At 69.3% G+C, this 24,338-nt stretch carries 20 protein-coding genes; 6 read left to right on the plus strand and 14 right to left on the minus strand.

Annotated elements, in window-relative coordinates; genetic code table 11:
• Positions 1 to 53: 53 nt before the first annotated feature.
• The 3 genes from P0L94_14085 to P0L94_14095 all read right to left on the minus strand — a co-directional run bounded on the left by P0L94_14085 (position 54) and on the right by P0L94_14095 (position 3,329).
• Positions 54 to 290: a hypothetical protein gene (locus P0L94_14085; protein WES63589.1), complete on the minus strand. Its 237-nt coding sequence runs from the start codon at positions 288 to 290 to the stop codon at positions 54 to 56.
• A 102-nt stretch (positions 291 to 392) separates the two neighbouring features.
• A complete protein-coding gene (locus P0L94_14090) occupies positions 393 to 1,733 on the minus strand; it encodes a GAF domain-containing protein (GenBank protein WES63590.1) in 1,341 nt (446 codons plus the stop codon).
• A 90-nt stretch (positions 1,734 to 1,823) separates the two neighbouring features.
• Positions 1,824 to 3,329, minus strand: a complete 1,506-nt coding sequence (locus P0L94_14095; protein WES63591.1) for a lipoxygenase family protein — start codon at positions 3,327 to 3,329, stop codon at positions 1,824 to 1,826.
• A gap of 231 nt (positions 3,330 to 3,560) precedes the next feature.
• Between P0L94_14095 and P0L94_14100 the strand changes: the two genes are divergently transcribed.
• Entirely contained in the window at positions 3,561 to 4,946 is a 1,386-nt protein-coding gene (locus tag P0L94_14100) for an aspartate aminotransferase family protein (GenBank protein WES63592.1), read from the plus strand.
• 124 nt (positions 4,947 to 5,070) lie between these two features.
• Here P0L94_14100 and P0L94_14105 read toward each other — a convergent pair whose 3' ends face one another.
• Complete coding sequence (locus tag P0L94_14105) at positions 5,071 to 6,498, minus strand: CCA tRNA nucleotidyltransferase (GenBank protein ID WES63593.1); 1,428 nt, start codon at positions 6,496 to 6,498, stop codon at positions 5,071 to 5,073.
• A gap of 10 nt (positions 6,499 to 6,508) precedes the next feature.
• On the minus strand, positions 6,509 to 8,053 hold the full coding sequence (locus tag P0L94_14110) for a methyltransferase (GenBank protein ID WES63594.1): 1,545 nt from the start codon (positions 8,051 to 8,053) through the stop codon (positions 6,509 to 6,511).
• 104 nt (positions 8,054 to 8,157) lie between these two features.
• On the opposite strand from P0L94_14110, the gene P0L94_14115 reads away from it, so the two are divergent.
• The 4 genes from P0L94_14115 (at position 8,158) to trxA (ending at position 13,412) form a co-directional block, all read left to right on the plus strand.
• A complete protein-coding gene (locus P0L94_14115; GenBank protein WES63595.1) occupies positions 8,158 to 10,362 on the plus strand; it encodes a DUF6049 family protein in 2,205 nt (734 codons plus the stop codon).
• Entirely contained in the window at positions 10,359 to 11,963 is a 1,605-nt protein-coding gene (murJ, locus tag P0L94_14120) for a murein biosynthesis integral membrane protein MurJ (GenBank protein WES63596.1), read from the plus strand. The genes P0L94_14115 and murJ overlap by 4 nt, the downstream gene beginning before the upstream one ends.
• A gap of 70 nt (positions 11,964 to 12,033) precedes the next feature.
• Complete coding sequence (gene trxB, locus P0L94_14125; GenBank protein ID WES63597.1) at positions 12,034 to 13,017, plus strand: thioredoxin-disulfide reductase; 984 nt, start codon at positions 12,034 to 12,036, stop codon at positions 13,015 to 13,017.
• A gap of 71 nt (positions 13,018 to 13,088) precedes the next feature.
• Positions 13,089 to 13,412: a thioredoxin gene (gene trxA / locus P0L94_14130; GenBank protein WES63598.1), complete on the plus strand. Its 324-nt coding sequence runs from the start codon at positions 13,089 to 13,091 to the stop codon at positions 13,410 to 13,412.
• A 63-nt stretch (positions 13,413 to 13,475) separates the two neighbouring features.
• On the opposite strand, the gene P0L94_14135 is transcribed toward trxA, so the two are convergent.
• The 9 genes from P0L94_14135 to rpmH all read right to left on the minus strand — a co-directional run bounded on the left by P0L94_14135 (position 13,476) and on the right by rpmH (position 22,422).
• Positions 13,476 to 13,820 (minus strand): hypothetical protein, encoded by a 345-nt coding sequence (locus tag P0L94_14135; GenBank protein ID WES63599.1) that lies wholly within the window; start codon positions 13,818 to 13,820, stop codon positions 13,476 to 13,478.
• Positions 13,821 to 13,850: 30 nt separating this feature from the next.
• Positions 13,851 to 14,846 carry a ParB/RepB/Spo0J family partition protein gene (locus P0L94_14140; protein WES63600.1) on the minus strand — a complete coding sequence of 332 codons (996 nt, stop codon included), beginning with the start codon at positions 14,844 to 14,846 and terminating at the stop codon, positions 13,851 to 13,853.
• Positions 14,846 to 15,685, minus strand: a complete 840-nt coding sequence (locus P0L94_14145) for a ParA family protein (protein WES66327.1) — start codon at positions 15,683 to 15,685, stop codon at positions 14,846 to 14,848. The genes P0L94_14140 and P0L94_14145 overlap by 1 nt, the downstream gene beginning before the upstream one ends.
• A 3,607-nt stretch (positions 15,686 to 19,292) precedes the next feature.
• Positions 19,293 to 19,916 carry a 16S rRNA (guanine(527)-N(7))-methyltransferase RsmG gene (gene rsmG, locus P0L94_14150; GenBank protein ID WES63601.1) on the minus strand — a complete coding sequence of 208 codons (624 nt, stop codon included), beginning with the start codon at positions 19,914 to 19,916 and terminating at the stop codon, positions 19,293 to 19,295.
• Positions 19,917 to 19,940: 24 nt separating this feature from the next.
• On the minus strand, positions 19,941 to 20,450 hold the full coding sequence (locus P0L94_14155) for a R3H domain-containing nucleic acid-binding protein (protein ID WES63602.1): 510 nt from the start codon (positions 20,448 to 20,450) through the stop codon (positions 19,941 to 19,943).
• A 25-nt stretch (positions 20,451 to 20,475) separates the two neighbouring features.
• On the minus strand, positions 20,476 to 21,579 hold the full coding sequence (gene yidC, locus P0L94_14160) for a membrane protein insertase YidC (protein ID WES63603.1): 1,104 nt from the start codon (positions 21,577 to 21,579) through the stop codon (positions 20,476 to 20,478).
• Positions 21,580 to 21,587: 8 nt separating this feature from the next.
• On the minus strand, positions 21,588 to 21,944 hold the full coding sequence (gene yidD / locus P0L94_14165; protein ID WES63604.1) for a membrane protein insertion efficiency factor YidD: 357 nt from the start codon (positions 21,942 to 21,944) through the stop codon (positions 21,588 to 21,590).
• A complete protein-coding gene (rnpA, locus tag P0L94_14170) occupies positions 21,941 to 22,276 on the minus strand; it encodes a ribonuclease P protein component (protein WES63605.1) in 336 nt (111 codons plus the stop codon). The genes yidD and rnpA overlap by 4 nt, the downstream gene beginning before the upstream one ends.
• A gap of 8 nt (positions 22,277 to 22,284) precedes the next feature.
• Complete coding sequence (rpmH, locus tag P0L94_14175) at positions 22,285 to 22,422, minus strand: 50S ribosomal protein L34 (protein ID WES63606.1); 138 nt, start codon at positions 22,420 to 22,422, stop codon at positions 22,285 to 22,287.
• 306 nt (positions 22,423 to 22,728) lie between these two features.
• Between rpmH and dnaA the strand changes: the two genes are divergently transcribed.
• On the plus strand, positions 22,729 to 24,192 hold the full coding sequence (gene dnaA, locus P0L94_14180; protein WES63607.1) for a chromosomal replication initiator protein DnaA: 1,464 nt from the start codon (positions 22,729 to 22,731) through the stop codon (positions 24,190 to 24,192).
• Positions 24,193 to 24,338: the final 146 nt, after the last annotated feature.

Below are 24,338 nucleotides of genomic sequence, written 5' to 3' on the forward strand. Positions count from 1 at the left end.
GGACGTCGCGGCCGGGCCGCGACGTCCTTCCGTTCCCCCCGGGCGGATGAGTCTCAGCTGCACCCGTGTGCGGCGGCGAGGCCGCTCTCGACGAAGTTCTTGGCTCCGCCGACCGATCCCGTGACGTGGCCGACGTCGCGGGCCATCGAGACGAGCTGGCCGTAGCTGGCCCCGCACCCGTCGTTGATCTGCTTTCCGTAGCCCGCGGCCGAGGCGGCGGCCGGGGCGGCGAGCGCTGCGCCGATGGCGAGAGCCCCGCCTGCGAGTGCTGCGACGATCTTCTTGCGCATGTCATTCCCCTTCGAATCTCGAAGCACCGCTTTGTGCTTCGCTAGTCAAACTAGCGAATAATTCCTAGTTTGGCTAGCGATAACCATTCATGAGAATGATTTTCAGGGAATCTCCTCTTTTTTGGCCTCGATGCGCTCCAGCCGCGCGACGATCGCGGCCCGCTTGGGCGACCGCGGCGGCAGCATCCCGAGGCACAGCCGCAGCAGCTCGTCGTCCTCGGCGCCGGCCGCGGTCTCGGCGTACGCCAGGAGCACGTCGACGGACGCCTCGGCCATCAGTCCCTCGCGCAGCGTCAGGCGGGCGGTGTCGCGCAGCTCCTCCACCCCCGGGGCCACCGAGTCGGGCAGGACGTCCCCGCGGTAGGCGGCGAGCGCGACGCGGTGAGCGCCGCGGTCCAGCAGTGACATCACCTGCTGCACGTCGGTCTCGAGCTCGGCGGTGAGTCGATACGGGCGGGATGCCGGCACCAGCGCGGGCGCTGACCGTTCGAGCACCTTGCGCAGCCGCACCATCTCGGGACGCAGCGTGTCGGCGGCATCCGCTCCCCCGTACACGAGCTCCCCGAGCCGCTCGGCCGACAGCCCCTGCCGGTGCGTGGCGAGCATGAGGAGGATCTCGGCGTGCCGCGTCGACAGCTCGTGCACGCGCTCCCCCTCGGCGCCGACGACGTCGAGCAGTCCGCGGTCGCGCCCGAGCACGCGCAGCGTCGCCCGCGTCGCCTCGCGCGGCGGCTGGGAGCGACGCGGCTTCGGCCGAGCCTCGGCGCGCGCCCGCAGCCGCGACACCATCAGCTCACCCTCGATCGCACGGGCGGTGGCGTCCACGAGCAGCTGGGCCTGGGCCGACACGGCCTCGGTGCCCCCGGTGACGTCGATGACACCGAGGATGCGGCGGGTCTCGGGATCGTGCACCGGCGCGGCCGTGCACGACCAGGGCTGCACTAGCCGGTTGAAGTGCTCGGCGCCGTGGATCTGGACGGATCGGTCCAGACGCAGCGCGGTTCCGGGTGCGGCGGTCCCGACGGCCTCCTCCGACCAGTTGGCGCCCTCGACGAAGCCCATCGCACCGGTCAGGGAGCGGATGCTGCGATCGCCCTCGACCCACAGCAGGCGCCCGGCGGCGTCGCCGACCGCGACGACCACACCGGAGTCGTCCTGCTCGCCGGGGAGCAGGAGACCGCGCACCATGTCCATGACACCCGACAGCGGGTGCGCGCGGCGGTACTCCTCGAGATCGGCGGCGCTGAGGTCCAGAGGCGGGAGCGCCTCGGCGCCCACGAGATCGGCGAGCGCGCGCGTCCAGGATTCGCGCACGAGCGGGCGCACGTCGCGCAGGCGCTGGTCGGCGGCGTTGCCGGCGAGGATCTCCTCGTGGGCGCGCTCGATCAGCAGGCGGGAGGTCTCGGGCGAGACGTCACGTCTCGGCGTCCACGGCGATGACATGCGGCTCCGATCGTCTCTGGCGGGAGCGTGGGTCAAGTGTAGGCCGGATCGTGCGACCCCGAGGTGGGGAGGCGGGGCCGGGCGCCGCGTTCAGCCGTTCATGTTCGCTTCGAGCATGTCGGGATACACGTTGTAGAGCGCGTGCGGCTCGGCCTCGAGCCGCGTCTGCAGCGCGAGCAGGTCGGACAGGTAGGCGCGGAAGGCCGCACGGCCCCGGCCGTCGAGCGCGAGGAAGGCGAAGTCCTGCATCATGGGCGAGCGCCGGATGTTGAGGCCGAAGTCGGCGTTGACGAGCCGCTGATAGACGTCGACCGGCTCAGGGGCGCCGTCGGCGCGGACCCGGATCGGCTGCACCTGGGTCCACAGCTGGTAGTTCCACAGCAGGGTGCCGTAGGCCTCGTGCTGGTAGGCGACGAGGTGGATCAGCGAGCCGATGAGGCGGGATGCCGACTCCAGTGTCGTGGTGCCGCCCAGCGGCTCCGCGCCGTTCGGGATCAGGTGGTCCAGTTCGGCGAACCAGCGCTGAACGTCGGCGTCGGCGGCCAGCGCCGCGTCATCGGCGTAGTAGGCGCGCAGATAGCGCTCGGCGTGGGCTCGCATCACGTCGTGGTGGGCGAGCGAGTTCTCGAGGACGGGGAGGTCCAGGCCGCGCCCGACGATGCCGCGCCTGTCGGCATCCGCCCACGGGTCGACGACGGTCGCGTCGAAGCTGCGGCACGTGTCGTCGAAGAGCCGCAGGAGCGACTCGCGAGTGAAGCTGAAGATCTCTTCGAAGTCGCCCCCGGGGCTGAGCTGCCCGACGGTGGTGACCCAGTTGCTGAACTCGGTGCGGTAGATGTGCGGCCACAGCAGTCGCGTGAGCGGATGGTCCGCCGGAAGCGCGCTGCGGGTCGCGATCGCGAAGGCGGCGCCGGGGATCAGATGCACCCAGTTGTAGTGGCGGATGAGCGAGGTGTGCGTGGTCGCCGCGCACAGTGCGAGGCCGACGGATCGGTCCCAGTCGGTGTCGCCGGGCACCACGGTTCCGAGTGCGCTGGCGATCTCGGTGGCACGCAGCCGGGTGCCCTCCTGCACGAAGCGGACGTGCACTCCGAGGCGCACGAGCCCGTCGTGCACGTCGTAGTCGCCGAGCGCGCGCAGATCCCATTCGTACGTGTCGGGCCCGGTCGCCGTGACGTAGTGGGCGTAGGGCCCGGTCGTGGCCATGAGGCCGAGGTCCAGGTCGCGGAACTCGTCGGGGAACTCCGGCGCCGGAAAGAGTGCGCGGTGCCGGTCCGTGTATGCCGCGCCGAGAGCCGCCCGGCGATCGGCGTCGATCGACGGCAGGCCGGGCACGTTGGGCGAGAACACCCGGAACAGACGCGCCATCAGCCGGTAGAAGCGCTCGGCGCGTGCATCGCCCTCCCCGGTGGGTATCCGGTCCGCCACCAGGACCTCGTGGATGCCGATGCCTGGGAACCGCGTCGACAGCGGAACCGCGCGCACGTGTGCTCCGCCACCGTCCGGGACGCGAATGTCGACGACCTTCGCCCCGGCGAACTTGAGCGTCGCGATCCGGTTCCACAGCCGGCGTCTGGCACCCCACATCTTGACCATGGTCGGCATGCTATTGATCCCGCCCCGCGGGCGCCATGGTCGAGCGTCGTCGGAGGTGTGCCTGACACGGACCGCCGAATGACCCCTGACCGGGGATTCTCACGCCCGTCGCCGGCTTGGTAGAATGTCCCCGTCATATTGACCGCCTCCGGCGCCAGGCCGACCGGAGGGCCGTGCTTTCCGCAACCCGTCGATGCCAGGCCGATCGGCAGTCATCATGCGGGAGGAAGCATGAGCACCCCTACGACAACACGCATCGATCGCGCTCGCATCGCCGAGCTGACGGCACGCGAGGCCGCCCGCCTCGACGAGCGAACCGGAGCATCCGGTGAGATGTACAAGCGCGCGAGCGTCCACCTCGCCGGCGGCGTCGCATCCAGCTACCAGCTGCGCGACCCGTGGCCGATCTACATCTCGCGCGGCTCGGGTCCGAAGGTCTGGGACGTCGACGGCAACGAGATGTGGGACTTCCACAACGGCTTCGGCTCGATGGTCCAGGGTCACGCGCACCCGGCCATCGGCGCCGCGATCGCCGAGCGCTACCCGATGGGCACGCACTTCGGCTGCCCCACCGAGGACGACGTCTTCGTCGCCGATGAGCTGGCCCGCCGCTTCGGGCTCCCCAAGTGGCGCTACACCAACTCGGGTTCGGAGGCGACGATGGACGCCATCCGCATCGCCCGCGCCCTCACCGGCCGCGACACCGTCATGAAGATCTTCGGCTCGTACCACGGCCACCACGACACCGTCATGGTGTCGATCGGCGTGGAGTACGACAAGATCGGCGACCGCGAGAACCTCGCATCGCTGGCCTACGGCGCCGGCATCCCGCAGTCGGTCGTCGACATGACCGTCGCGGTGCCCTTCAACGACGCCGGCGCCATGGAGCGCCGCATCGAGCGCCTCACCGCCGAAGGCCGCAAGCCCGCGTGCGTCATCATGGAGGCCGCCATGATGAACCTCGGCGTGGTCCTGCCCGAGCCCGGCTACCTCGAGGCCGTTCGCGAGATCACCCGCAAGCACGGCATCGTGCTCATCTTCGACGAGGTCAAGACCGGCCTCGCGATCGCCGCCGGCGGCGCGACCGAGAAGTTCGGCGTGACGCCCGACATGGTCACGATGGCCAAGGTGCTCGGCGGCGGCCTGCCCTCGGGTGCCATCGGCGGCACCGAAGAGGTCATGTCGGTCGTCGAGGACGGCTCGGTCTACCAGGTGGGCACCTACAACGGGAACCCGCTGTCGATGGTCGCCGCGCGCGCCTCGCTCGAGCAGGTGCTCACGCCCGAGGCGTACGCGCACCTCGGCCACCTCAACGACCGCATCGTGAGCGGCTGCCAGGACGTCGTCGACCGCTACGAGCTGCCCGGCTACGCGCTCGGCATCGGCTCGAAGGGCTGCGTCACGTTCTCGACGACGAAGGTCGTCGACTACGAGTCGTTCAAGGAGAACCAGGACGCCGACCTCGCGAACCTCGCGTGGCTGTTCAACCTCAACCGCGGCATCTTCATGACGCCTGGCCGCGAAGAGGAGTGGACGCTGTCGGTCACCCACACCGATGAGGCGATCGACGCCTACGTCGCGGTGTTCGAGGAGCTGGCGTCGGAGCTCACGAAGTAACCCGATCCCGCGTCACGCAGCGCCCGTCCCGGTCATCGGGGCGGGCGCTCGTCGTCGGGATCACCGGTGCCGCGGGACGGGGACGGAACCCGATTCTCCACCGACGGGCACGCCGGCGATCGCCTCAGGCGCGCGCTGACCACCAGTCCTTGAGACGCCGCGCGGCCTCGTCCTCGCCGATCAGCCCCTCGTCCAGGCGGATGTCGAGCAGGAACCGGTACGCCTCCCCGACCTCGCGGCCCGGGCGGATGCCGAGGAGCTCCTGGATGCGGTTGCCGTCCAGTTCGGGTCGCATCGCATCGAGCTGCTCCTGCGCGGCGAGTTCGGCGATGCGCTCCTCGATGTCGTCGTAGGCCTTGCGCAGACGCGTCGCCTTGCGCTTGTTCCGCGTCGTGACGTCGGCGCGCGTGAGGATGTGCAGCCGCTCGAGCTCGTCGCCGGCGTCGCGCACGTACCGGCGCACCGCCGAGTCGGTCCACGCCCCCTCGGCGTAGCCGAAGAACCGCAGGTGCAGCTCGATGAGCCGCGTCACGACCTTGGTGGTGTCGGAGTCGAAGCGCAGCGCGTTCAGACGCTTGCGCGCCATGCGCGCGCCCTTGATGTCGTGGTGATGGAACGTCACGCCGCCGCCCGGCTCGAGCTTGCGCGTCGCGGGCTTGCCGATGTCGTGGAGGAGCGCCGCGAGGCGCAGCGGAACATCGGCCGCCTCCTCCGGATGCCGGGACCGCTCGAGCTCGATGGCCTGGTTCAGCACCGTGAGCGAGTGCTCGTAGACGTCCTTGTGGTGGTGGTGCTCGTCGACCTCGAGACGCAGCGCCGGCACCTCGGGCAGGAACTCGTCGGCCAGCCCGGTCTCGACGAGCAGTCGGATGCCGCGCACCGGGTCGGCGGTCTGCAGCATCCGCACCAGCTCGCTCTGAATGCGCTCGGGGCTCACGATCCCCAGGGTCGCGCGCAGCTCGATCATCGCCGCGATCGTGCCCTCGTCGACGTCGAAGCCCAGCTGCGACGAGAAGCGCGCCGCCCGCAGCATCCGCAGCGGGTCGTCGCCGAAGCTCACGTGAGGATCTGCCGGGGTGCGCAGCCGTCCGGCGATGAGGTCCTCGACGCCGCCGGTGGGGTCCACGAGCGCCCGGGCGGGCACGCGCAGCGCCATGGCGTTCACGGTGAAGTCGCGGCGGACGAGGTCGCCGTCGAGCGCGTCGCCGAACTGGACGGTCGGCTTTCGGGTCACGCCGTCGTAGCTGTCGGCCCGGTACGTCGTGACCTCGACCGTCTCGCCCGCGACCTTGGCGCCGATCGTGCCGAACGCTCGGCCGATGTCCCAGTGCGCGGTGGCGATGGGCTTGATGACGCGCAGGATGTCGTCGGGGTGCGCGTCCGTGGTGAAGTCGAGATCGTTCGTCTCGCGACCCAGCAGCGCGTCGCGGACCGGACCGCCCACGATCGCGAGGTCGAAACCGGCGTCGGCGAAGGCGCGCGCAAGCGTCGAGACGACGGGTGACTCGGCGAGCGCGCCGAGGCGCGCGACGCCCTCGGCCATGTTGAGCATGGATTCAAGCCTAATCCGGCGCCGATCCGTCCGTGACGGCGGGGAGCGCGAGGAATCCGGTGAACGCCAGTTCGCGAACGCGGGGCATCAGGTCGGCTCGGAGTTCGCACGCGTCCACCTCGAGCAGCCCGGCGATCGCATCGATCAGCCGCCCGACGGGCAGGTCGCCGTCGCACGCTCCGACGAGCGCGGCGAGGGCCGGGTCGACCGACAGCGACCGGGCGAATCCCCCGCCCTGCCGCAGCTCGATCACCGAGGGATCCGGCTCGCCGGGCACGTGGTGTCGCGCCTCGGTCACATCCGACGCGACGGTGAGGACCGCCGCCGCGAGCGCATCGTCGTCGAGCCCGCTCAGCCTGTCGTGGACGGCCAGCGCCGTCGCGAGGTGCGCGCCGAGACCGTCCGGCACGGGATGCGACACGCTCTCGTACCTCGCGAGTGTGGGCTCTGCGTTCCGGGGGCGTCGCAGCAGGATGTACCCGAACCCGATCGCCGACACGTCTCGAGAGCCGAAGTCCTCGAGCCAGGCCTCGATGAGAGCTCCGTATCCGGGCGAGCCCGGCGCGGTGCCGCCGTCCCGCACCCACAGCTCGGCATAGGCCAGCGGATCGATCGACTCCCGCTCCACGACCCATGCATCCAGCGGCACCGGCGAGCCCGCGACCCACTCACGCACCCGGTCGAGGCCCGCGCCATCTCGCCGCGTCTCCCAGTTCCCCAGCAGCTGCGCGACGCCGCCGGGCTCGAGATGCGCTCCGACTCCCTGCACGAACGCCGCCACCAGATCGTCGCCGACCATGCCGCCGTCGCGGTACTCGTAGGCGGGCACCCCGTCCCGGCGGGGCGTGATCACGAACGGCGGGTTGGAGACGATGCGATCGAATCGTTCGCCGGCCACCGGCTCGAACAGGCTGCCGCGACGGATCCGGATGCCGTCGACACCGTTCAGCAGGGCGTTCAGCCGTGTGAAGCGCAGAGCGCGCTCCGAGATGTCGGTCGCGACGACCTCCGCCGTGTCACGACGAGCGCGCAGAGACTGGATGCCGCACCCGCTGCCGACGTCGAGCGCGCGCCGTGCCGGCAGCGGCAGCTGCAGACCGGCGAGCGTCAGCGATGCACCGCCCACCCCCAGCACATGGTCCTCGGGCAGCGGACCGCCCACGGCGGCTTCGTCGAGGTCGCTCGCGATCCACCAGTGCCCATCGCCGTGCGCATCCGCGAAGGCCTGGGGATGCACCAGGGCGGTGGGGACGACCTCATCCTGCTCGGTGACGGCGAGGCCGAGCGCAGACAGTCCCGATGCGCGCGTCCGCGGGAGCGCCGCATCGACGGCCGCGATCGGCTGCGGCATCCCGATCACGAACATCCGCGCGAGGACGGCGAGCGGATCGCCGCGCCCCGCGAGCGCCCTGAGCGCAGGCGCTCGCAGTCCCCTCCCGACGGCGTCGTCGGCGATCGGTCCCCACGCCGCGCGCACCGCGTCGGCCTCGAATCCTGCATCCGCGAGATCGCCGGCGAGTGCGCGGCAGCGGTCTGCATCCGGTTCTGGCAGCACGCATCCATTCAACCGCGGTCGCGGCTCGACGTGCGTCCGGGTTCGGTTCCGTAGAATCTCATGTGATCGTGCGGTCCGGACATCGCACAAGAAGCGAATCTGCAATGACCGTGACCTCTCAGCCCCCGCGTGCGTCGCGCCGTCGCGCGATCGCGGCCGTGGCGGTCTCCGGTCTGCTCGCCTTCTCATCGCTGTCGGCGCTGCCGGCCGCCGCCGCCACCGCGACCCCCGAGCCGACACCGGGCGCCGACGCGTCGGGAACGGTCGACCTCACGCTCGCTCCCGTCCGCAGCGGCGTCCTGGAGCCGGGCGACAGCCTGACGGTCACGATGCGGCTCGCCAACGGAACGACATCCGTCGTGCCGGAGTCGCCGGTCACCCTCGGGATCGGCACGGAGCCGCTCCGCAGCCGCACCGCGCTGTCGTCATGGCTGGCCGGCACGGTGTCGGGTGTCGAGACGACGTCACTGGCGCAGACGAGCCTCTCGGCAGCCGAGCCCGCCGACGCCTCCGTGCGGTCCATCACCGTGCCGGCATCGTCCGACGCGCTGCAGGACCTGGATCCCGGGGTGTACCCCCTCGCCGCCGTACTCGGCGTCGACGGCGATCCGGCGACCACGGCGACCAGCGCCGTAGTGGTTCCCGACCCCGACACCCCGGACGCCGAGACCGTGGTCATCATGCCCATCACGGCCGGACCGCGGACCGCGGGACTCCTCACCGCCGCGGAGCTCGAGACGCTCACCGCGTTCGACGGCTCGCTCACGGCTCAGCTCGCCGCCGCCGAGGGCACACCCGCCGTCCTCGCGGTCGATCCCGCCATCCCGGCCGCGATCCGGGTGCTCGGAGATGACGCACCCGTCTCGGCGCAGGAGTGGCTGGTCGACCTGCTCGCCCTTCCGAACGACCGCTTCGCGCTGCAGTTCGGCGACGCCGACCCGGGCGTCCAGCTCCAGGCCGGACTGGATGGGCCGCTTGCTCCGCTCGATCTGACCGCGTACATCGATCCCAACGACTTCACCGGCGTCGACGAATCGACGGACGAGCCTCAGCCGACGGGTCTGCCCACTCCGGAGCCGACCGAGTCCGCGGACGACGCGGGCCCCGGCATCCCTTCGCTGGAAGACCTCGTCGACATCGGCGAGGCGCTCGGCGACGTCTACTGGCCCGCCACGAGCTCGGTCACGCCGGAGACGGTCGCGATGCTCGCCGCATCCGGCTCCGACGCGGATGCGCTCACGGTCGTGTCGTCCCGCTCGACCGGCGGCGGCGCGACAGGCGCCACCGTGAGTGCGCGCGCCGCGGCCGACGCCGCCTCCGTGCTCGTCTTCGACGCCGACTCCTCGCAAGCGCTCAGCGCCGCGGCATCGGCCGACGATCCCATCGACCGCAGCGCGGCGATCGCGGCCGCCACGGCGCAGCTGTCGTTCGCCGCGGCGCAATCCTCGGGCCGGCCGATCGCGATCGCTCTCGATCGCGCGGAGCTGCCCACGCGCACCGGTTCGACCCTGGCGATGTCGGCGGCAGAAGGTGCACCGGGCATCGCACTGTCATCGATCGACGTCCTGCCGACGGCCACGCAGCGCCGCGTCACGATCACCGAGGCCGACGCGGACGCGGCGCGGGTCGCGGAGGTGAGGCGTCTGCTCGACGGCGAAGCCGCGATCGCCCGCTTCGCCACGATCCTGCAGGATCAGACGCTGCTGACGGGCCCGGAGCGCGCCGAGATCCTCCAGCTGCTCGGTACCGCCTGGTCCGACGACCCGCTCGCGGCGCTCTCGGCGACGACCGCTCATCAGGAAGACGTCCGCGAGACCCTCGACTCGGTCGCCCTCCTTCCCACGAGCGACATCACACTCGCCGGCTCGACTGCTTCCCTGCGCTTCTGGGTGCGCAACGATCTCCCCTATCCGGCCGACGTCGTGCTGCTGACCTCGTCCGACAACCTCCGGCTGTCCGTCGAATCGGGGATCCCGGTCGCCGCGACCGCCGACAGCAACAGCCGGGTCGTGGTTCCGGTGCAGGCGCGCATCGGGAACGGCCAGGTGTCGCTCGAGCTTCAGCTGAACAGCCCGACCGGCGTGCCGATCGGGTCCACGCAGACGGTGGTGGTGAACGTTCGCGCGGAGTGGGAAGGCGTGGGCATCGCCGTGCTCGCCGTGCTCGTCGGTGGGCTGGTCGTCGCGGGCGCGATCCGCACCGTGCTGCGCCTGCGCGCCCGTCGTCGCGAATCCGAATCCGCCTCGACAGAACCGACGGATGTCGATTCGACGCCCGGTGCCGCGCCCGGCGCGGGTGACGACGCGTGAGCGGCATCGGGCGCGCGAGCGTCCTCATCGGGGCGGGCACCGTCGTCTCGCGGGTGACGGGCCTCCTGCGCTCAGTGGTGCTCGTCGCGGCGATCGGATCTGTCGGATCCCGCGCGGGCGACGCCTTCGGGCTCGCCAACCAGCTGCCCAACATCGTCTACGCGATCATCTCGGCAGGGCTGCTCAGCGCCGTCGTCGTCCCCCAGATCGTCAAGGCCGCCGCGCACTCGGACGGCGGCAGCGCGTTCGTGTCGAAGCTCTTCACGCTGGGCACCGTGGTGCTTCTGGCGACCGCGGCTCTGGCCACGATCGGCGCGCCGTGGCTCGTCCAGCTCTACGGCCCCGAGTTCGCCCCCGACCAGATCGCGCTGGCGACGGCCTTCGCCTACTGGTGCCTGCCGCAGATCCTCTTCTACGGGCTGTACGCGCTGGTCGGCGAGGCTCTGAACGCCCGTCGCGTCTATGGACCGTTCACATGGGCGCCGATCGTGAACAACATCGTCTCGATCGCCGGCTTCGCGGTGTTCGTCGTCGTCTTCGGCGGCCCCGTCACCGAGGTCGCGGACTGGACACCCGCGATGATCACCCTTCTGGCGGGCACGGCGACCGGCGGGATCGTGCTGCAGTCGATCGTGCTGCTGCTGTTCTGGCGCCGGGCGAATCTGCCCGTCCGCCCCGACTTCCGCTGGCGCGGTGTGGGCCTGAACCACGTCGGGCGCATGGCCGGCTGGACGTTCCTCATGGTGATCGCCGGCCAGCTCGCCGGTCTCGTCCAGTCGCGCGTGCTGTCGGGTGCATCCGGGAGCGGGCCCGCGACGCTGGCGTCGCAGAACGCGTGGCTGCTGTTCATGCTCCCGTACTCGATCATCGTTCTGTCGATCGGAACCCCCTACTTCACCCAGCTCAGCGAGCACGCCTCCGCCGGGCGCGACGACCAGGTGCGCGGCGACATCGGCCGCAGCATCCGCACCCTCGGGCTCTTCATCGTGGTCGCGACGGCCGCTCTGGCCGCGGCGGCGGTCCCGGCCTCGCGCATCTTCACCAACTCGGCGGAGCAGGCGCAGCAGGCGGCTCCGGTGCTGCTGTGCTTCCTGGTGTCGCTCATCCCGCTGTCGGTCCTCTTCGTGATCCAGCGCACGTTCTACGCGTACGACGACACCCGCACGCCGTTCTTCTTCACGCTCGTCCAGGCCGCTCTGGTCATCGTCACAGCACTCATCGCATCGGCTGTGGCGCCGGTGGAACAGCTCGCCGCGGCCATCGCCCTCGGCCAATCCCTCTCGAGCACCGTGCAGGTGGTGATCGCCACGTGGCTGCTGGAACGCCGGCTCGGGGGAATCGGCACAGCCTCGTGGACGCTCGCGCTGGGTCGCTTCGCCCTGGCGGCGATCCCCGCCGGCGCCGCCGGCTTCGGCACGTACGTGCTGCTGGGCGGCGACGCCGGATGGACGGTCTCGGGTCCCCTGCTGGGCGCGATCGGCTCGGGCATCATCGGCCTGGTCGTGCTCGCCGTCTACCTCGGACTTCTCGCGCTTCTGCGCGCACCCGAACTCGGGCCGGCCGTCTCGATGGCCCGCCGCGTGCTTCCGCCCCGCGGCTGACTCATAGGAGCGCGGAATCTTCCGCCGCTACCATTTGTTCTGCACTGGGAACCAATCGAAAGGGGCGCTCGTGCGTCAGGTCATCATCATCGGATCCGGTCCCGCGGGCTACACGGCTGCCATCTACGCCGCCCGTGCCAACCTCAGCCCGCTCGTGGTCGCGAGTTCCGTCGAGGCCGGCGGCGAGCTGATGAACACCACCGAGGTCGAGAACTTCCCCGGCTTCCCCGAGGCGATCATGGGCCCCGAGCTCATGGCGAAGATGCAGGAGCAGGCAGAGAAGTTCGGTGCCGAGGTCGTCTACGACGACGTCGTCGAACTGGATGTCGATGGACCGGTCAAGAGCATCACGCTCGGCAGCGGCGCGTCGCACGAGGCGCAGTCCGTCGTGTTCGCAACCGGCTCGGCGCCCCGCAAGATCGGCATCGAAGGCGAGCAGCGCCTGTCGGGTCGCGGCGTCTCCTACTGCGCCACGTGCGACGGCTTCTTCTTCCGCGAGAAGACGATCGCCGTGGTCGGCGGCGGCGACTCGGCCATGGAAGAGGCCACCTTCCTGACGAAGTTCGCGTCGAAGGTGTACATCATCCACCGCCGTGACGAGCTTCGCGCCTCGAAGATCATGCAGGAGCGCGCGTTCAAGAACGACAAGATCGAGTTCGTGTGGAACAGCGCGGTCGTCGACATCACGGGCGAGGACGCGGTCACCGGCGTCGTGCTCGAGAACACCGTCGACGGCACCCGCTCCGAGCTCCCGCTCGACGGCGTCTTCGTCGCGATCGGGAACGACCCCCGCACCCACCTCGTGCACGACAAGCTCGACCTCACCGCGGACGGAACGATCTGGGTGGACGGTCGGTCGTCGCTCACGTCGGTTCCGGGCGTGTTCGCCGCCGGGGACGTCGTCGACCCCACGTACCGGCAGGCCGTCACCGCCGCTGCGAGCGGAACGGTCGCCGCCCTGGACGTCGAGCACTACCTCGCCGCGCTGGGCGAGGCGGGCACTCCGGACCCCGAGGGCGACCAGATCGCGAGCGTCGCGCCCGTCGTCGCCTGAGGCCACGGGAACAACGCACCTCGCGCACACGTTCACATCGCTATCGACCGACCACTTCCGAAGGAGAACCCATGACCGCGAAGGACACCACCTCCGCCACCTGGACCGAAGACGTCCTCAACGCCGACGGCCCTGTGCTCGTCGACTTCTGGGCAGAGTGGTGCGGCCCGTGCCGCATGGTCTCACCCGTGCTCGACCAGATCCAGAGCGAGCACCCGGAGAAGATCACGGTCCTCAAGCTCAACGTCGATGAGAACCCCGACCTGGCGATGAAGTACCAGATCACGTCGATCCCGGCGATGAAGGTCTTCAACAAGGGCGAGGTCGAGACGACCATCATCGGTGCGAAGCCGAAGTTCGCCCTCGAGAAGGACCTCGCCGCCTACATCGGCTGAGCCTCCCGATCTGATCGAGCCCCGTGTCTCCCGCGTCATGCGGGAGGGACGGGGCTCTGTCGTTCAGGACACGTCCGCCCGCACGGTGGCATCCCAGCGCCGATGGTGCTCCGCGTCGCCGAGGAGGCGCCACACGGCCGGGGTCAGGGGCGGATAGTCCAGCGCGATCTGGCGCAGCACGCGATAGTGCCGAGCGCGATTCGGGCGGACGCCGCCGTTGGCGGCGATGTTGTCGGCGCGCAGGAGGAACACCACGAGCTCGTCCACGCTCGGCAGCTCGTCCATGAAGTCCCACGGATCCTCACCGGCGCGAAGGCGCTCGGCGATCAGCGCGGCGAGTTCGTCGCCGGCCTCGGCGCGCAGCAGTTCGAGACTGGCTCGCCGCTGCGTCCGATCGTCATCCGTCACCTATCAAGGGTACGACGGACGTGCGACTGCTCAGGCCGATCCGTAACCGTTCTCTCCCACTTCCTCAAGGATGCGGTTCAGATCCTGGATGCTGGCGAAATCGATGCTGATCTGGCCTTTTCGTGCACCGAGGGAGACGCGGACGCGCGTGTTCAGCCGATCGCCGAGTCGGCTTGCCACCTCGTCGAGATATGCCCGACGGGCACCCGCCTGAGGTTTGATCGACCGGGACTGCGCCGAGTCCTCGGTCTTGGCCGCTGCCTCGGCGGCGCGGACGGAAAGATCCTCGTTGACGATCTTGTCGGCGAGCCGCTGCATCGCCTCGGGGTTCGACAGCGACAGGATCGCGCGCGCGTGCCCCGCCGACAGGACACCGGCCGCCACTCGCTGCTGCACGGGAACCGGGAGCTTCAGGAGACGGATCGTGTTGCTGATCTGGGGCCGGGAGCGTCCGATGCGCCCCGCGAGCTCCTCCTGCGTGATGCCGAAGTCCTCGAGCAGCTGCTGGTATGCCGACGCCTCTTCGAGCGGATTGAGCTCGGAGCGGTGGAGATTCTCGAGCAGCGCATCGCGGAGCAGATGCTCGTCGGAGGTATCGCGGACGATCGCGGGGATGGACGTGAGCCCGGCCTCGCGAGCAGCACGCGTGCGCCGCTCCCCCATGATGAGCTCATACTCGTCGCCACCCCTGGCACGCACGACGACGGGCTGGAGGACCCCGAACTCACGGACGCTGTGGATGAGCTCGGCGAGGTCATCTGGATCGAAGTTCGTGCGCGGCTGACGCGGGTTGGGAACGATCGCGTGCGGATCGATGTGCGCCAGCCGGGCCCCGGGCACGGCGACGAGTTCTTCGGCGGCGTCGACCTGCTCGACCGATTCGCCGGCGAGGTCGGCGACCGGCGCCGGCTTGCCTGCATCCTCGGAACCCCGGGGGAAGAAGACGTCGGCCGGTCGGCCCTCCGTCTGCTCCGTCGTCGGGATCAGTGCCCCGATGCCTCGTCCCAGACCCGTGCGCTTGGCCATCAGGACTCCCCTTCGTTCGTGTGCTGCTCTGCCTCGCCGAGATTCCGCTCGCCTCGTCGGACCATCTCGACGGCGGCTTCCTTGTAAGCGATCGCGCCTGCGGACTGCGCATCATATGAGATCACGGTCTGACCGAAGCTCGGTGCCTCGGAGACGCGCACGGATCGCGGGATGATCGTGTCGAGAACCTGGCTCGGGAAGTGTTCTCGAACCTCGTCGGCGACCTGCTGGGCGAGCCGTGTGCGTCCGTCATACATGGTGAGCATGATGGTCGACAGCTCGAGTCCATGATTCAGGTGCTGCTGGATCATCGTCACGGTGCCGAGCAGCTGGCTCAGTCCCTCGAGCGCGTAGTACTCGCACTGGATCGGGATGAGCAGCTCGCCCGCTGCGGTGAAGGCGTTGATCGTGAGCAGACCGAGGGACGGCGGGCAGTCGATGAGCACGAAGTCGAGTCGCTCGTCGAGTTCGTCGAGATAGGTGGTGAGCGCCGTCCGAAGGCGGTGTTCGCGCGCGACCTGCGAGACGAGCTCGATCTCGGCGCCGGCGAGGTGGATGGTGCTCGGCGCGCACAGCAGGTTGTCGGACTCGGGACTCGTCTGGATGATCTCGCGCAGCGGCATGCCGTCGATCAGGACGTCGTAGATGCTCGCCGTATCGGCGGAGTGCGGAACCCCGAGGGCGGTGGATGCGTTGCCCTGCGGGTCGAGGTCGATGACGAGGACGCGAGCACCGAGCGCGGCGAAAGCGGCGGCGATGTTGACCGTTGTGGTCGTCTTGCCGACACCGCCCTTCTGGTTCGAGATGGTGAGGACACGCGTGCGACCCGTGAACTCCACGTCGATGGTGTCCAGCACACGACGCCGAGCTGAAAGGTCGGCGATCTCGCGTGCGAGCGGGGTGTCATCGAACGAGAAGGAGGTCGTCGCGTCCGTCTCGTCGGGTTGTTTCACGTGAAACACTCTCCCATTCGCACGGCGAAGAACAACGTCCTCCACTCTAGTCGCCGCGGTCGACATCATCCGCCTCCGATGGCGCCGTCCGGACCTTCCCGGCCAACCGATTCCGCCCGTCGAGACACCTTCGGTCCCGTTGCCGTTTCACGTGAAACACGCCTCCGATGCCCGCCGATCCAACGCCCCCGGGCACACTCACCGTCGTGCAGCATGCGTCGTGGCGAGCCGACGAGCCGCTCTCTGTCACCGGTTCGCGAGGCGGAGGACCCCGTGTCGGACCGGGCGAGTGATCGATGGTCTTCTTCGCCCCGCAACTCGAGCATTCCTGCACCATCTCGCCTCCCCCATGGCCGCGAGGATGCACCACCCGTGGCCGCGGAGGGATGCCAGGGAAGCGTCGCACGTCGTGCACTCTCATCGCCACGCTCTGCGCGTGGCAGCGCACTCACGCGTATGCCGGCACTGTTCCACGTGAAACATCCCTGCCCGTCGACCAGCCGGGACGTGTCGCTCTCATCCCGCGTCGAAGCGCGCCAGAGCTCTCACCGGCGATCGCCTCGGCAGTTCCCCGCATGCCCTCAGCATCGACCGTTCCCTCGGTCTTCAGCTCCGCTCCGCGATCGAACCGCCCTTGGCGCCTGAGCGACCATTCCTCCAGCGCGACAACCGGCCAGGCCGTGCGCGGCGGCTGCGCCCACCGATCGTCGTGGCTGTGTGCACGCCCGGTCGATCGGGCACCGCGCATCGATCGGCGCTCCGCTCGTTTCGGTCGTCGCTGGCGTATCGGATGCACGCGACCGATACGAGGGCGCGGCAGGCACATGTGCCTTGCCGTCCGGCTCGGACCACCCCCGTCGATGCCTCGCCGTCGTGGCGTCCTGGGCGTGGCCCCGGGCGTGGCCCCGGTCGCCCCCTCTTTCGTCCCCCCTGCCCGCGGTCGCCCCCGGTCCCGGTCGCCCCGGTCTCGGGCGTGCCCCCCCCGGTCGCCCGTGTCGTCCCCGAGTCCCGGTCGCCCCCCGCCCCCCGGTCGTCCCCGAGTCCCGGGCGTGCCCCCGGTCCCGTTCGCCCCCCGGTCCCGTTCGCACCCCCCGGGGCCCGCGGTCGCCCCCCGGTCCCGGTCGCCCGGTCCCCGCGAGACCCCGGTCATCCCCCGGTCGCCCCCGTAGGCGCGCTTCCTCTTTGATCGACCACGCGTCGGGAGCACCACTTTCGGAACCGGGCGCGCGCCTCGGCCCCGCTGCGATTCATGTTTCACGTGAAACCTCGCTGTCCTGTGCCCACCCGAGCCGGCCCTCGCCGTGATGCCGCCGCGAAGGACTCCAGCTTCTTGATTCGACAATGCTCAGGCGCGGTTCGGGGTCGAGCTGAACGCCCGGATCACCCTGCGGTGAGCGGGTCATACTCCGACAGGCGGGGCATCGCGTTGCCAACAACGATCGCGCCCCCGTACGCGCCGGCACTCCAACGCAGCTCCGATCCGGTCCGGCCCCTGCCGCAGCTCGCACCGCAGCGCGAGCACCCACGTCTCGACCCACGGCGCCGTCCGCCTCGGTGAGGCACGAGGCCTGAACGACCGCTCAGCCGATCCGCCCGCACCCAGACGGCGGAGCCGCCCGATCAGCGATGTGCGCGCCGCCCCGACACACCGAGCTGCTTCGCCGCGTGAGCGACGGATCGACCGCCGATCGCTGCTCGACAAGCGACAACCCGCCGCGTGTCGACGGCGCGGTGGGGTTGAACACGAGACCTCCTGGCCGTGCGGGCTGGACAGCTCCACGAAGCCAGGAGGTCTCCTCTCCTCGAAACAAGGTCACGAACATCCCAGCCGCGGGCAACGAGACGTCCGTGCCGAGCGCGCCTGCATTCGCGGGGTCACGCCGGCCGAACAAGACTGTGCCGCATCGGGGCCTACGTCCAGACAGCGGGCGCGAGCCCTACGCTCTCCGCGCACTGGCCGAGCACGTCCGATGCCCGTCCGACCCCGGTTCATCGCCTGCACATGTGTGGGGAACACCGAAGCCGAGGAATGCGCGGGCCACACAAGAGCATGCCTTTCGCCGTGTCCCGTCCGCTCCGGCATCCCCCGTGCTCGAAGAGCGGCATTCGATGCCGGCGGGCCAACAGCCCACGGTGGCCTCCTCGTCTTCGGATCTGTCCCCCTCCTCCCCCGCATCGGGACGACGCCTCTTCCCGGACACGACGACGATTGCCTTCGCCTCACCGGATTTCACCGCGGTATGGGCCCGCTGCCACGCCGGCGTGGCATTCATCCGATCCATTGCGTCCATCATGCCCCCAAGACCGCGCTCGTGCTTGGTGACGGCACAAGCGGGCCGCAGACAGCGGCGCGAACTGGTCATGACCCGTTTCACGTGAAACGGCGCACGCCACAACGTCGACGCTCGATTCTCCCGTTCGTCCGACGTGCGACTCGTCCGCGGTGACCTCTCGCGACACGGCTGCGGCATCGCTTTCGAGGCGATGCCGCCAACCAACGCCTACCCCGCACCATCGCGCCGCACCATCGCGCCACAGTGGGTGCGTGTCGCAGTGGGTCTGCGTCACGGTGGCTTCCCGCGATCGCCACGGTGCGCGACCCCGCGGTGCACGGCGTACACGCCAGGGCCGTCGCCGCGGTGCCGGAACGGTTCACCGGCGCTGTGCGAGTGCCCGATTCCCTGAGGGCCATCGGCAATGCATGGGCGGCCATCCCCACGTCTCGCGCGCCGACGCGGCGTCGCACGGACAGCTGCAGGCCCGCAGGCAGTGCGTCAGCCGGGCCCCTGCCCCGGCCACCGCACGCGTCGCATACCGCCCGTGGCGGCGGTCTCGTGCCCGACGCTGCCCAGACGGCTCCGGACTCCATCCGTCCGCAGCATCGACGCAACCGCCCGCCGCCGCGCTAACGAGGACGCCCGCATGCCGGACCCGTAGGTGGGTCACGCGCCCGATGCCGCCGCGTTCGGCGATACCCGCAGCACCGCGGCACCGCGCCTCCGACATGGACACGGACACGCTTCTCGCCGAGTCGAGGCATACTGCGGCGTTCACCGTCGTTGACTGGTTCGCCCGGAACGCACCCACCGATGACCCCCACGACCGCGATGTTTCACGTGAAACGGCGCGTTCGGCGCCAGGTTGTCGCAGCCGCCGGGCGCCGTGAACCCACCCGCCACGGAGCAGACCGTCCTTCCGGACTCGGCCTCAGCCCGAGCGATGGTCGCCGCGCCCGACCGACGGCCGCATCACGATGTGCCCGCAGGTCCGAAGGTCGGACGACGTCAGCCGCGCGCGGCGTCCCCGCCGGCTCGTGTGCGACCTCGATCGGTCGTGCTCCCGTGACGGGTTCCGACTCAACGCCATCGGCTCAGCCCGGCCGGCTCGGAGATGTTTCACGTGAAACCCCATGCGACGTCAGCCGATCATCAGGCATCGTGAGCGGCTCCGCCACGGAATCTGGTGCCGGCACCCGTCGTACTGCTCGTCGGCGTCAGCGAACCGTCGCACGGAGGACTCGGGTCGGCTCGCTCAGCAAGCCCTCGCCGAGGATCTCGACGCGGACATCCGACAGACCGAACTTGCGGATCTGCTTCTGCGCCGACTCGATCTCGTTCGCGACCGAAACCCCCTTGAGCAGAACCAGCTCGCCCCCATCTCGGACCAGGGGTGCAGTGATGGGAATCAGCGTGCGCAGCGCACTCACGGCTCGAGCCGTCACCGCATCGAGAACCGGGCCTCGCGACCAGTCCTCCGCACGGGCCCGCAGCACCTCGACATTGGTGAGACCCAGCGATGCGACCTGCTCCGAGAGCCAGGCGATCCGCCGCTCCATCGGCTCGATGAGCACGAACTCCACGTCCGGCCGCGCGATCGCAAGGACCAGACCTGGGAGACCTGCACCCGATCCGACGTCACCGACGCGTCCCGAGAAGAGGGGCGCCGCGATCGCGCTGTTCAGGATGTGGCGGGTCCACAGCCGCGGGGGCTCGAGCGGGCCGATCAGACCCCGCTCCTCCCCCTGTTGGCCGAGGGTCGCCGTGAACGCACGCGCCTGCTCGATGCGGTCGCCGAAGACCTCCGCGGCGACCGCGGGCTCGGGCTCGATGTCGATCATCGTCGTTTCACGTGAAACGTCGCGTCAGCCGCGTCGGATCACGGTGTGCCGGTCGGCACCGTCGCCGTACGACTCCGACACGAAGCCACGGCGCGCCACGACATCATGCACGAGCTTGCGCTCGTAGCTCGACATGGCCGGGAGCGACGCCTGCGAAGCGCCGTCGTCCAGGCGCGCGATCGCGCGGTCGACGAGCGTCTCGAGTTCGCGCTCACGGGTGTCACGCGAGCCGCCGATGTCGAGGATCAGTCGCGAGAACCGGCCCGTCTTGTTCTGCACCGCGATGCGCGTGAGCTCCTGAAGCGCCTGAACGGTCGTCGGCTCCGACAGAACCGTCAGCGAGGCGTCGTCGTCGCCTTCGACCGACACGTAGGCGCGGCCGGAGCGCACGTCCAGGGCGAGGTCTCCATCGATGTCGGCGATGTCGAGCAGACCCTCGATGAAGTCGGCGGCGATGTCGCCCTCCTCCTCGAGCTGCTCGACGGTGGCCGGAGCGCGGTCGTCGCCGACGGCGGGAGCGGTTTCGGAAGTCATCGTGTCTCCGTTCGAAAGCGCGGGATCAGGAAGCGGCGCCCGAGGCGTCGCCGGTATCCGCGGGCTTGTTCTGACCCTTCTGGGACTGCTTCTTCGCACGCTGCTTGCTCATCGGCTGCTGACGCTTGGGCTGAGCCGCCTTCGCCGCCTCGGCCTCCTCGAGCAGGCGCTGCTGCTCGGCGACGTACTTCTCCATCGGGATGACCTTGCCGTGAGCGTCGAGCGCCTTGCCCTTGCGTGCCAGGCGCTCCTCGCGCGCCTTTGCCGCATCCGACCCTGGAGTGGGCATCTCACGGATGACGAGGAACTGCTGACCCATCGTCCAGAGGTTCGACACGAACCAGTAGATGACGACACCGAGGGGGAAGAAGACACCCGAGAAGACGAACGCGAACGGAAGGACGTACAGCATGATCTTCTGCATCTGGTACGCCTGGCCCGTCTTGGCTTCGGGCGACAGATTCTTCGAGATGATCTGGAGTTGCGTGAAGAACTGCGACGCGATCATGAGAACGACGAGAGTGACGAGAATGGTGATTGCCGCTGTGTTGTTGGAGTTCACCGCGTCGATCAGCGTCTCGTGCAGCGAAGCCACACCGAACAGCTGGGCGTCGTAGAACTCCTGCGTCAGCTCGGCGTTGAGCAGTCCGACGCCACCCACACCCGCCGCCGCATGACGGGTCACGTCGTTCAGCACGCTGAACAGGGCGAAGAAGATCGGCATCTGCACCAGCAGCGGCAGACAGCTCGACACCGGCGTGGTGCCGTGCTTCTTGTAGAGCGCCATGGTCTCGCGGCTCATCGCCTCGCGAGAGAGCTGATCCTTCTTGCCCTTGTACTTCTCCTGGATTTTCCGCAGTTCAGGAGCGATTTCCATCATCTTGCGCTGGCTCTTGATCTGGCGAACGAACAGCGGGATCAGAGCGGCGCGCACGACGACGACGAGGCCGACGATGGAGAGCACCCACGTCAAGCCCTCGGCCGGCGGCATGCCGATCGCCGTCAGCAGCCAGTGCCACGCGACGAGGACGGCCTCGACCGCCCACTTCAGCGGCCACAGGATGGTTCCGAACAGATCGAACCCACCCCCGGCGTCCGGGGCGGGCGTGGAAGCGAGGAAGAGATCCATGAGGAGGATCAGTCCTTTCCGGGGGGAGCGGGGACGACGAACCCGTGTCGGGTGAGTCCGTGGCGGAACGAGGGATGAGGAGCGACGTCATCGACGCCGCCCTCCGCCCAGGGATGGCAGCGCGCGAGGCGCGTGGCCGTCATGACCACGCCCTTCGCAAGACCGTGCTGCTGCACAGCGCCCACAGCGTAGGCCGAGCACGATGGATAGTACTTGCACACATCGCCGTAGGTGTGCGAGATGGTGGCACGGTAGGCGTACAGCAGGAGAAGGCCGGCGTTCCGCGGCAGAAGGGGAACCGCACGGACGAGATGGGCCGGGTCGAGATGCGCGTCGCCGAGGGCGTACGCGGGAAGGACGCTCATGCCGCCCGCCGAGCCAGGCAGCGCGACACTTCGTCGCGGAGTTCGGCGAACGACGCCGTCGCCGCAGCCGGAAGAGCACGGATGACGATGTCGTTGCCGGCGCGCACACCCGGAAGAGACTGCGCGCACACGGCCTTCAGCCGTCGGCGCACAGTGTTGCGCACGACGGCTGAACCTACCTGACGACTCACGATGAACCCGAACCTCGAAGGCCGTCCCGACTCGGTCGTCACCACATACGCGACCGTGTGCGCACCCGCGCAACGACGGCCCCGACGGACGACGGCCCTGTAATCCGCACCGCGGGTGAGCCGGTTCGGCCTCGCGAGCACCGCTCGGGTCAGGCCGAGAGCTCGGTGCGGCCCTTGGCGCGACGGGCCGACAGGATCGCGCGGCCGGCACGCGTGCGCATGCGGGCGCGGAAACCGTGCTTCTTGGCGCGGCGGCGGTTGTTGGGCTGGAAGGTGCGCTTGCTCATGGGAAATCACTTCCGGGTCAGGTGTCCTCGGGACGCTCAGACCGGGGACGACGTACAGAGACAGCCCGAAACGGGCATAAGTCAACCGATTAAGGCTACGTCGAGATGGACGATAACTCAAACTGACCGCGATCAGCCCGGCATCCTCTCATCTTCGCCACTGCGCCGGCGGGAATGACACGCGCGTGGCGAAGAGTGGAGTTGCCCCCGCCGGGGGACGTGACTAGCGTGGCTCCGGCAGTTATCCACAGGTTCGCACGGAGCTTCACTCACAGCCTGTGGCGCATCATCGACCCGGGGGGGTTCATGTCATCTCTTGAAGCGCCGGACGTCCCGGTGTGGTCGGCCGTCCTCGGCCGCCTCGCCGACGACGACCGCATCACGCCGCAGCTCCACGGCTTCCTCAACCTGGCGGTCGCACAGGGCGTGATGGGCGGAACCCTGTACCTCGACGTCCCCAACGACCTCACCGCTGCGCAGTTCACCAAGCGCATGAGGACACCCATCATGGAGGCGCTCGCGAACGTCGAGGACGACGTCACCGAGCCGGCGTCGAACTTCCGCGTCGTCGTCAACCCGGACCTGGCCGACATGCACTTCACGGCCCCGATCACGATCGCGTCCACAGATCCGTCCACGGCTTCATCCACAGCCGAGCCCGCTCCCCCGATCGCGCCGGTCATCGGACGCCCCGCGATGGACGGCGCGGCGGATGCCGCGCCGACGCCGTTCCGCACCGACACACGCCTGAATCCGAAGTACACGTTCGACAACTTCGTCATCGGCCAGTCGAACCGCTTCGCCCACGCCGCAGCCGTGGCTGTCGCAGAAGCGCCCGCGAAGGCCTACAACCCGCTGTTCGTGTACGGCGACTCCGGACTGGGCAAGACGCACCTGCTCCACGCGATCGGCGACTACGCCCTCAGCCTGTACGCGGGCATCCGGGTGCGGTACGTCTCGAGCGAAGAGTTCACCAACGACTTCATCAACTCGATCGCGAACAACCGCGGATCCGCCTTCCAGGCGCGGTACCGCGACGTCGACATCCTGCTGATCGACGACATCCAGTTCCTCCAGGGGCGCGCCGAGACCCAGGAGGCGTTCTTCCACACGTTCAACACGCTGCACGACCACGACAAGCAGGTGGTCATCACCAGCGACGTGCCGCCCAAGCACCTCACCGGGTTCGAGGACCGCATGCGCAGCCGGTTCGAGTGGGGCCTCATCACCGACGTTCAGGCACCGGACCTCGAAACCCGCATCGCGATCCTCCGCAAGAAGGCGCAGAGCGAGCGGCTGCACATCCCCGACGAGGTGCTCGAATACATCGCCGGCGCGGTCTCGAGCAACATCCGCGAGCTCGAGGGCGCGCTCATCCGCGTCTCGGCGTTCGCCAGTCTCAACCGTTCGAACCTCGACATGTCGCTCGCCCAGACCGTGCTGAGGGACATCGTCGACCAGGACGACGCCAACATCATCTCGCCGACCGACATCATCAGCGCGACGGCGCAGTACTTCAAGCTCACCGTCGATGATCTCTACGGGTCTAGCCGTTCCCAGTCCGTCGCCACCGCGCGGCAGATCGCCATGTACCTGTGCCGCGAGCGCACGAGCCTGTCGCTGCCGAAGATCGGCCAGCTCTTCGGCAACCGCGACCACACCACCGTCATGTACGCCTACAAGAAGATCAGCGATCTGATGAAGGAGCGTCGCTCGATCTACAACCAGGTCTCCGAGATCACCGCGCAGCTCGGTCGCAACGGACGCTGAACCCCGCGCCCCATTCCCGCATCGGAACTTGACATCGACGCGGCGCGGGGCCATCATGCCCCGTTCTTCACAGTGTGGAAAACCTGTGGATAACTCGTCGCGGCGTGGAAAACCTGTGAGTGGAGGCTCGACTGTCTGTGGAATCG

Origin of the sequence: Microbacter sp. GSS18 (assembly GCA_029319145.1) — a bacterium.
GTDB lineage: Bacteria > Actinomycetota > Actinomycetes > Actinomycetales > Microbacteriaceae > Microbacterium.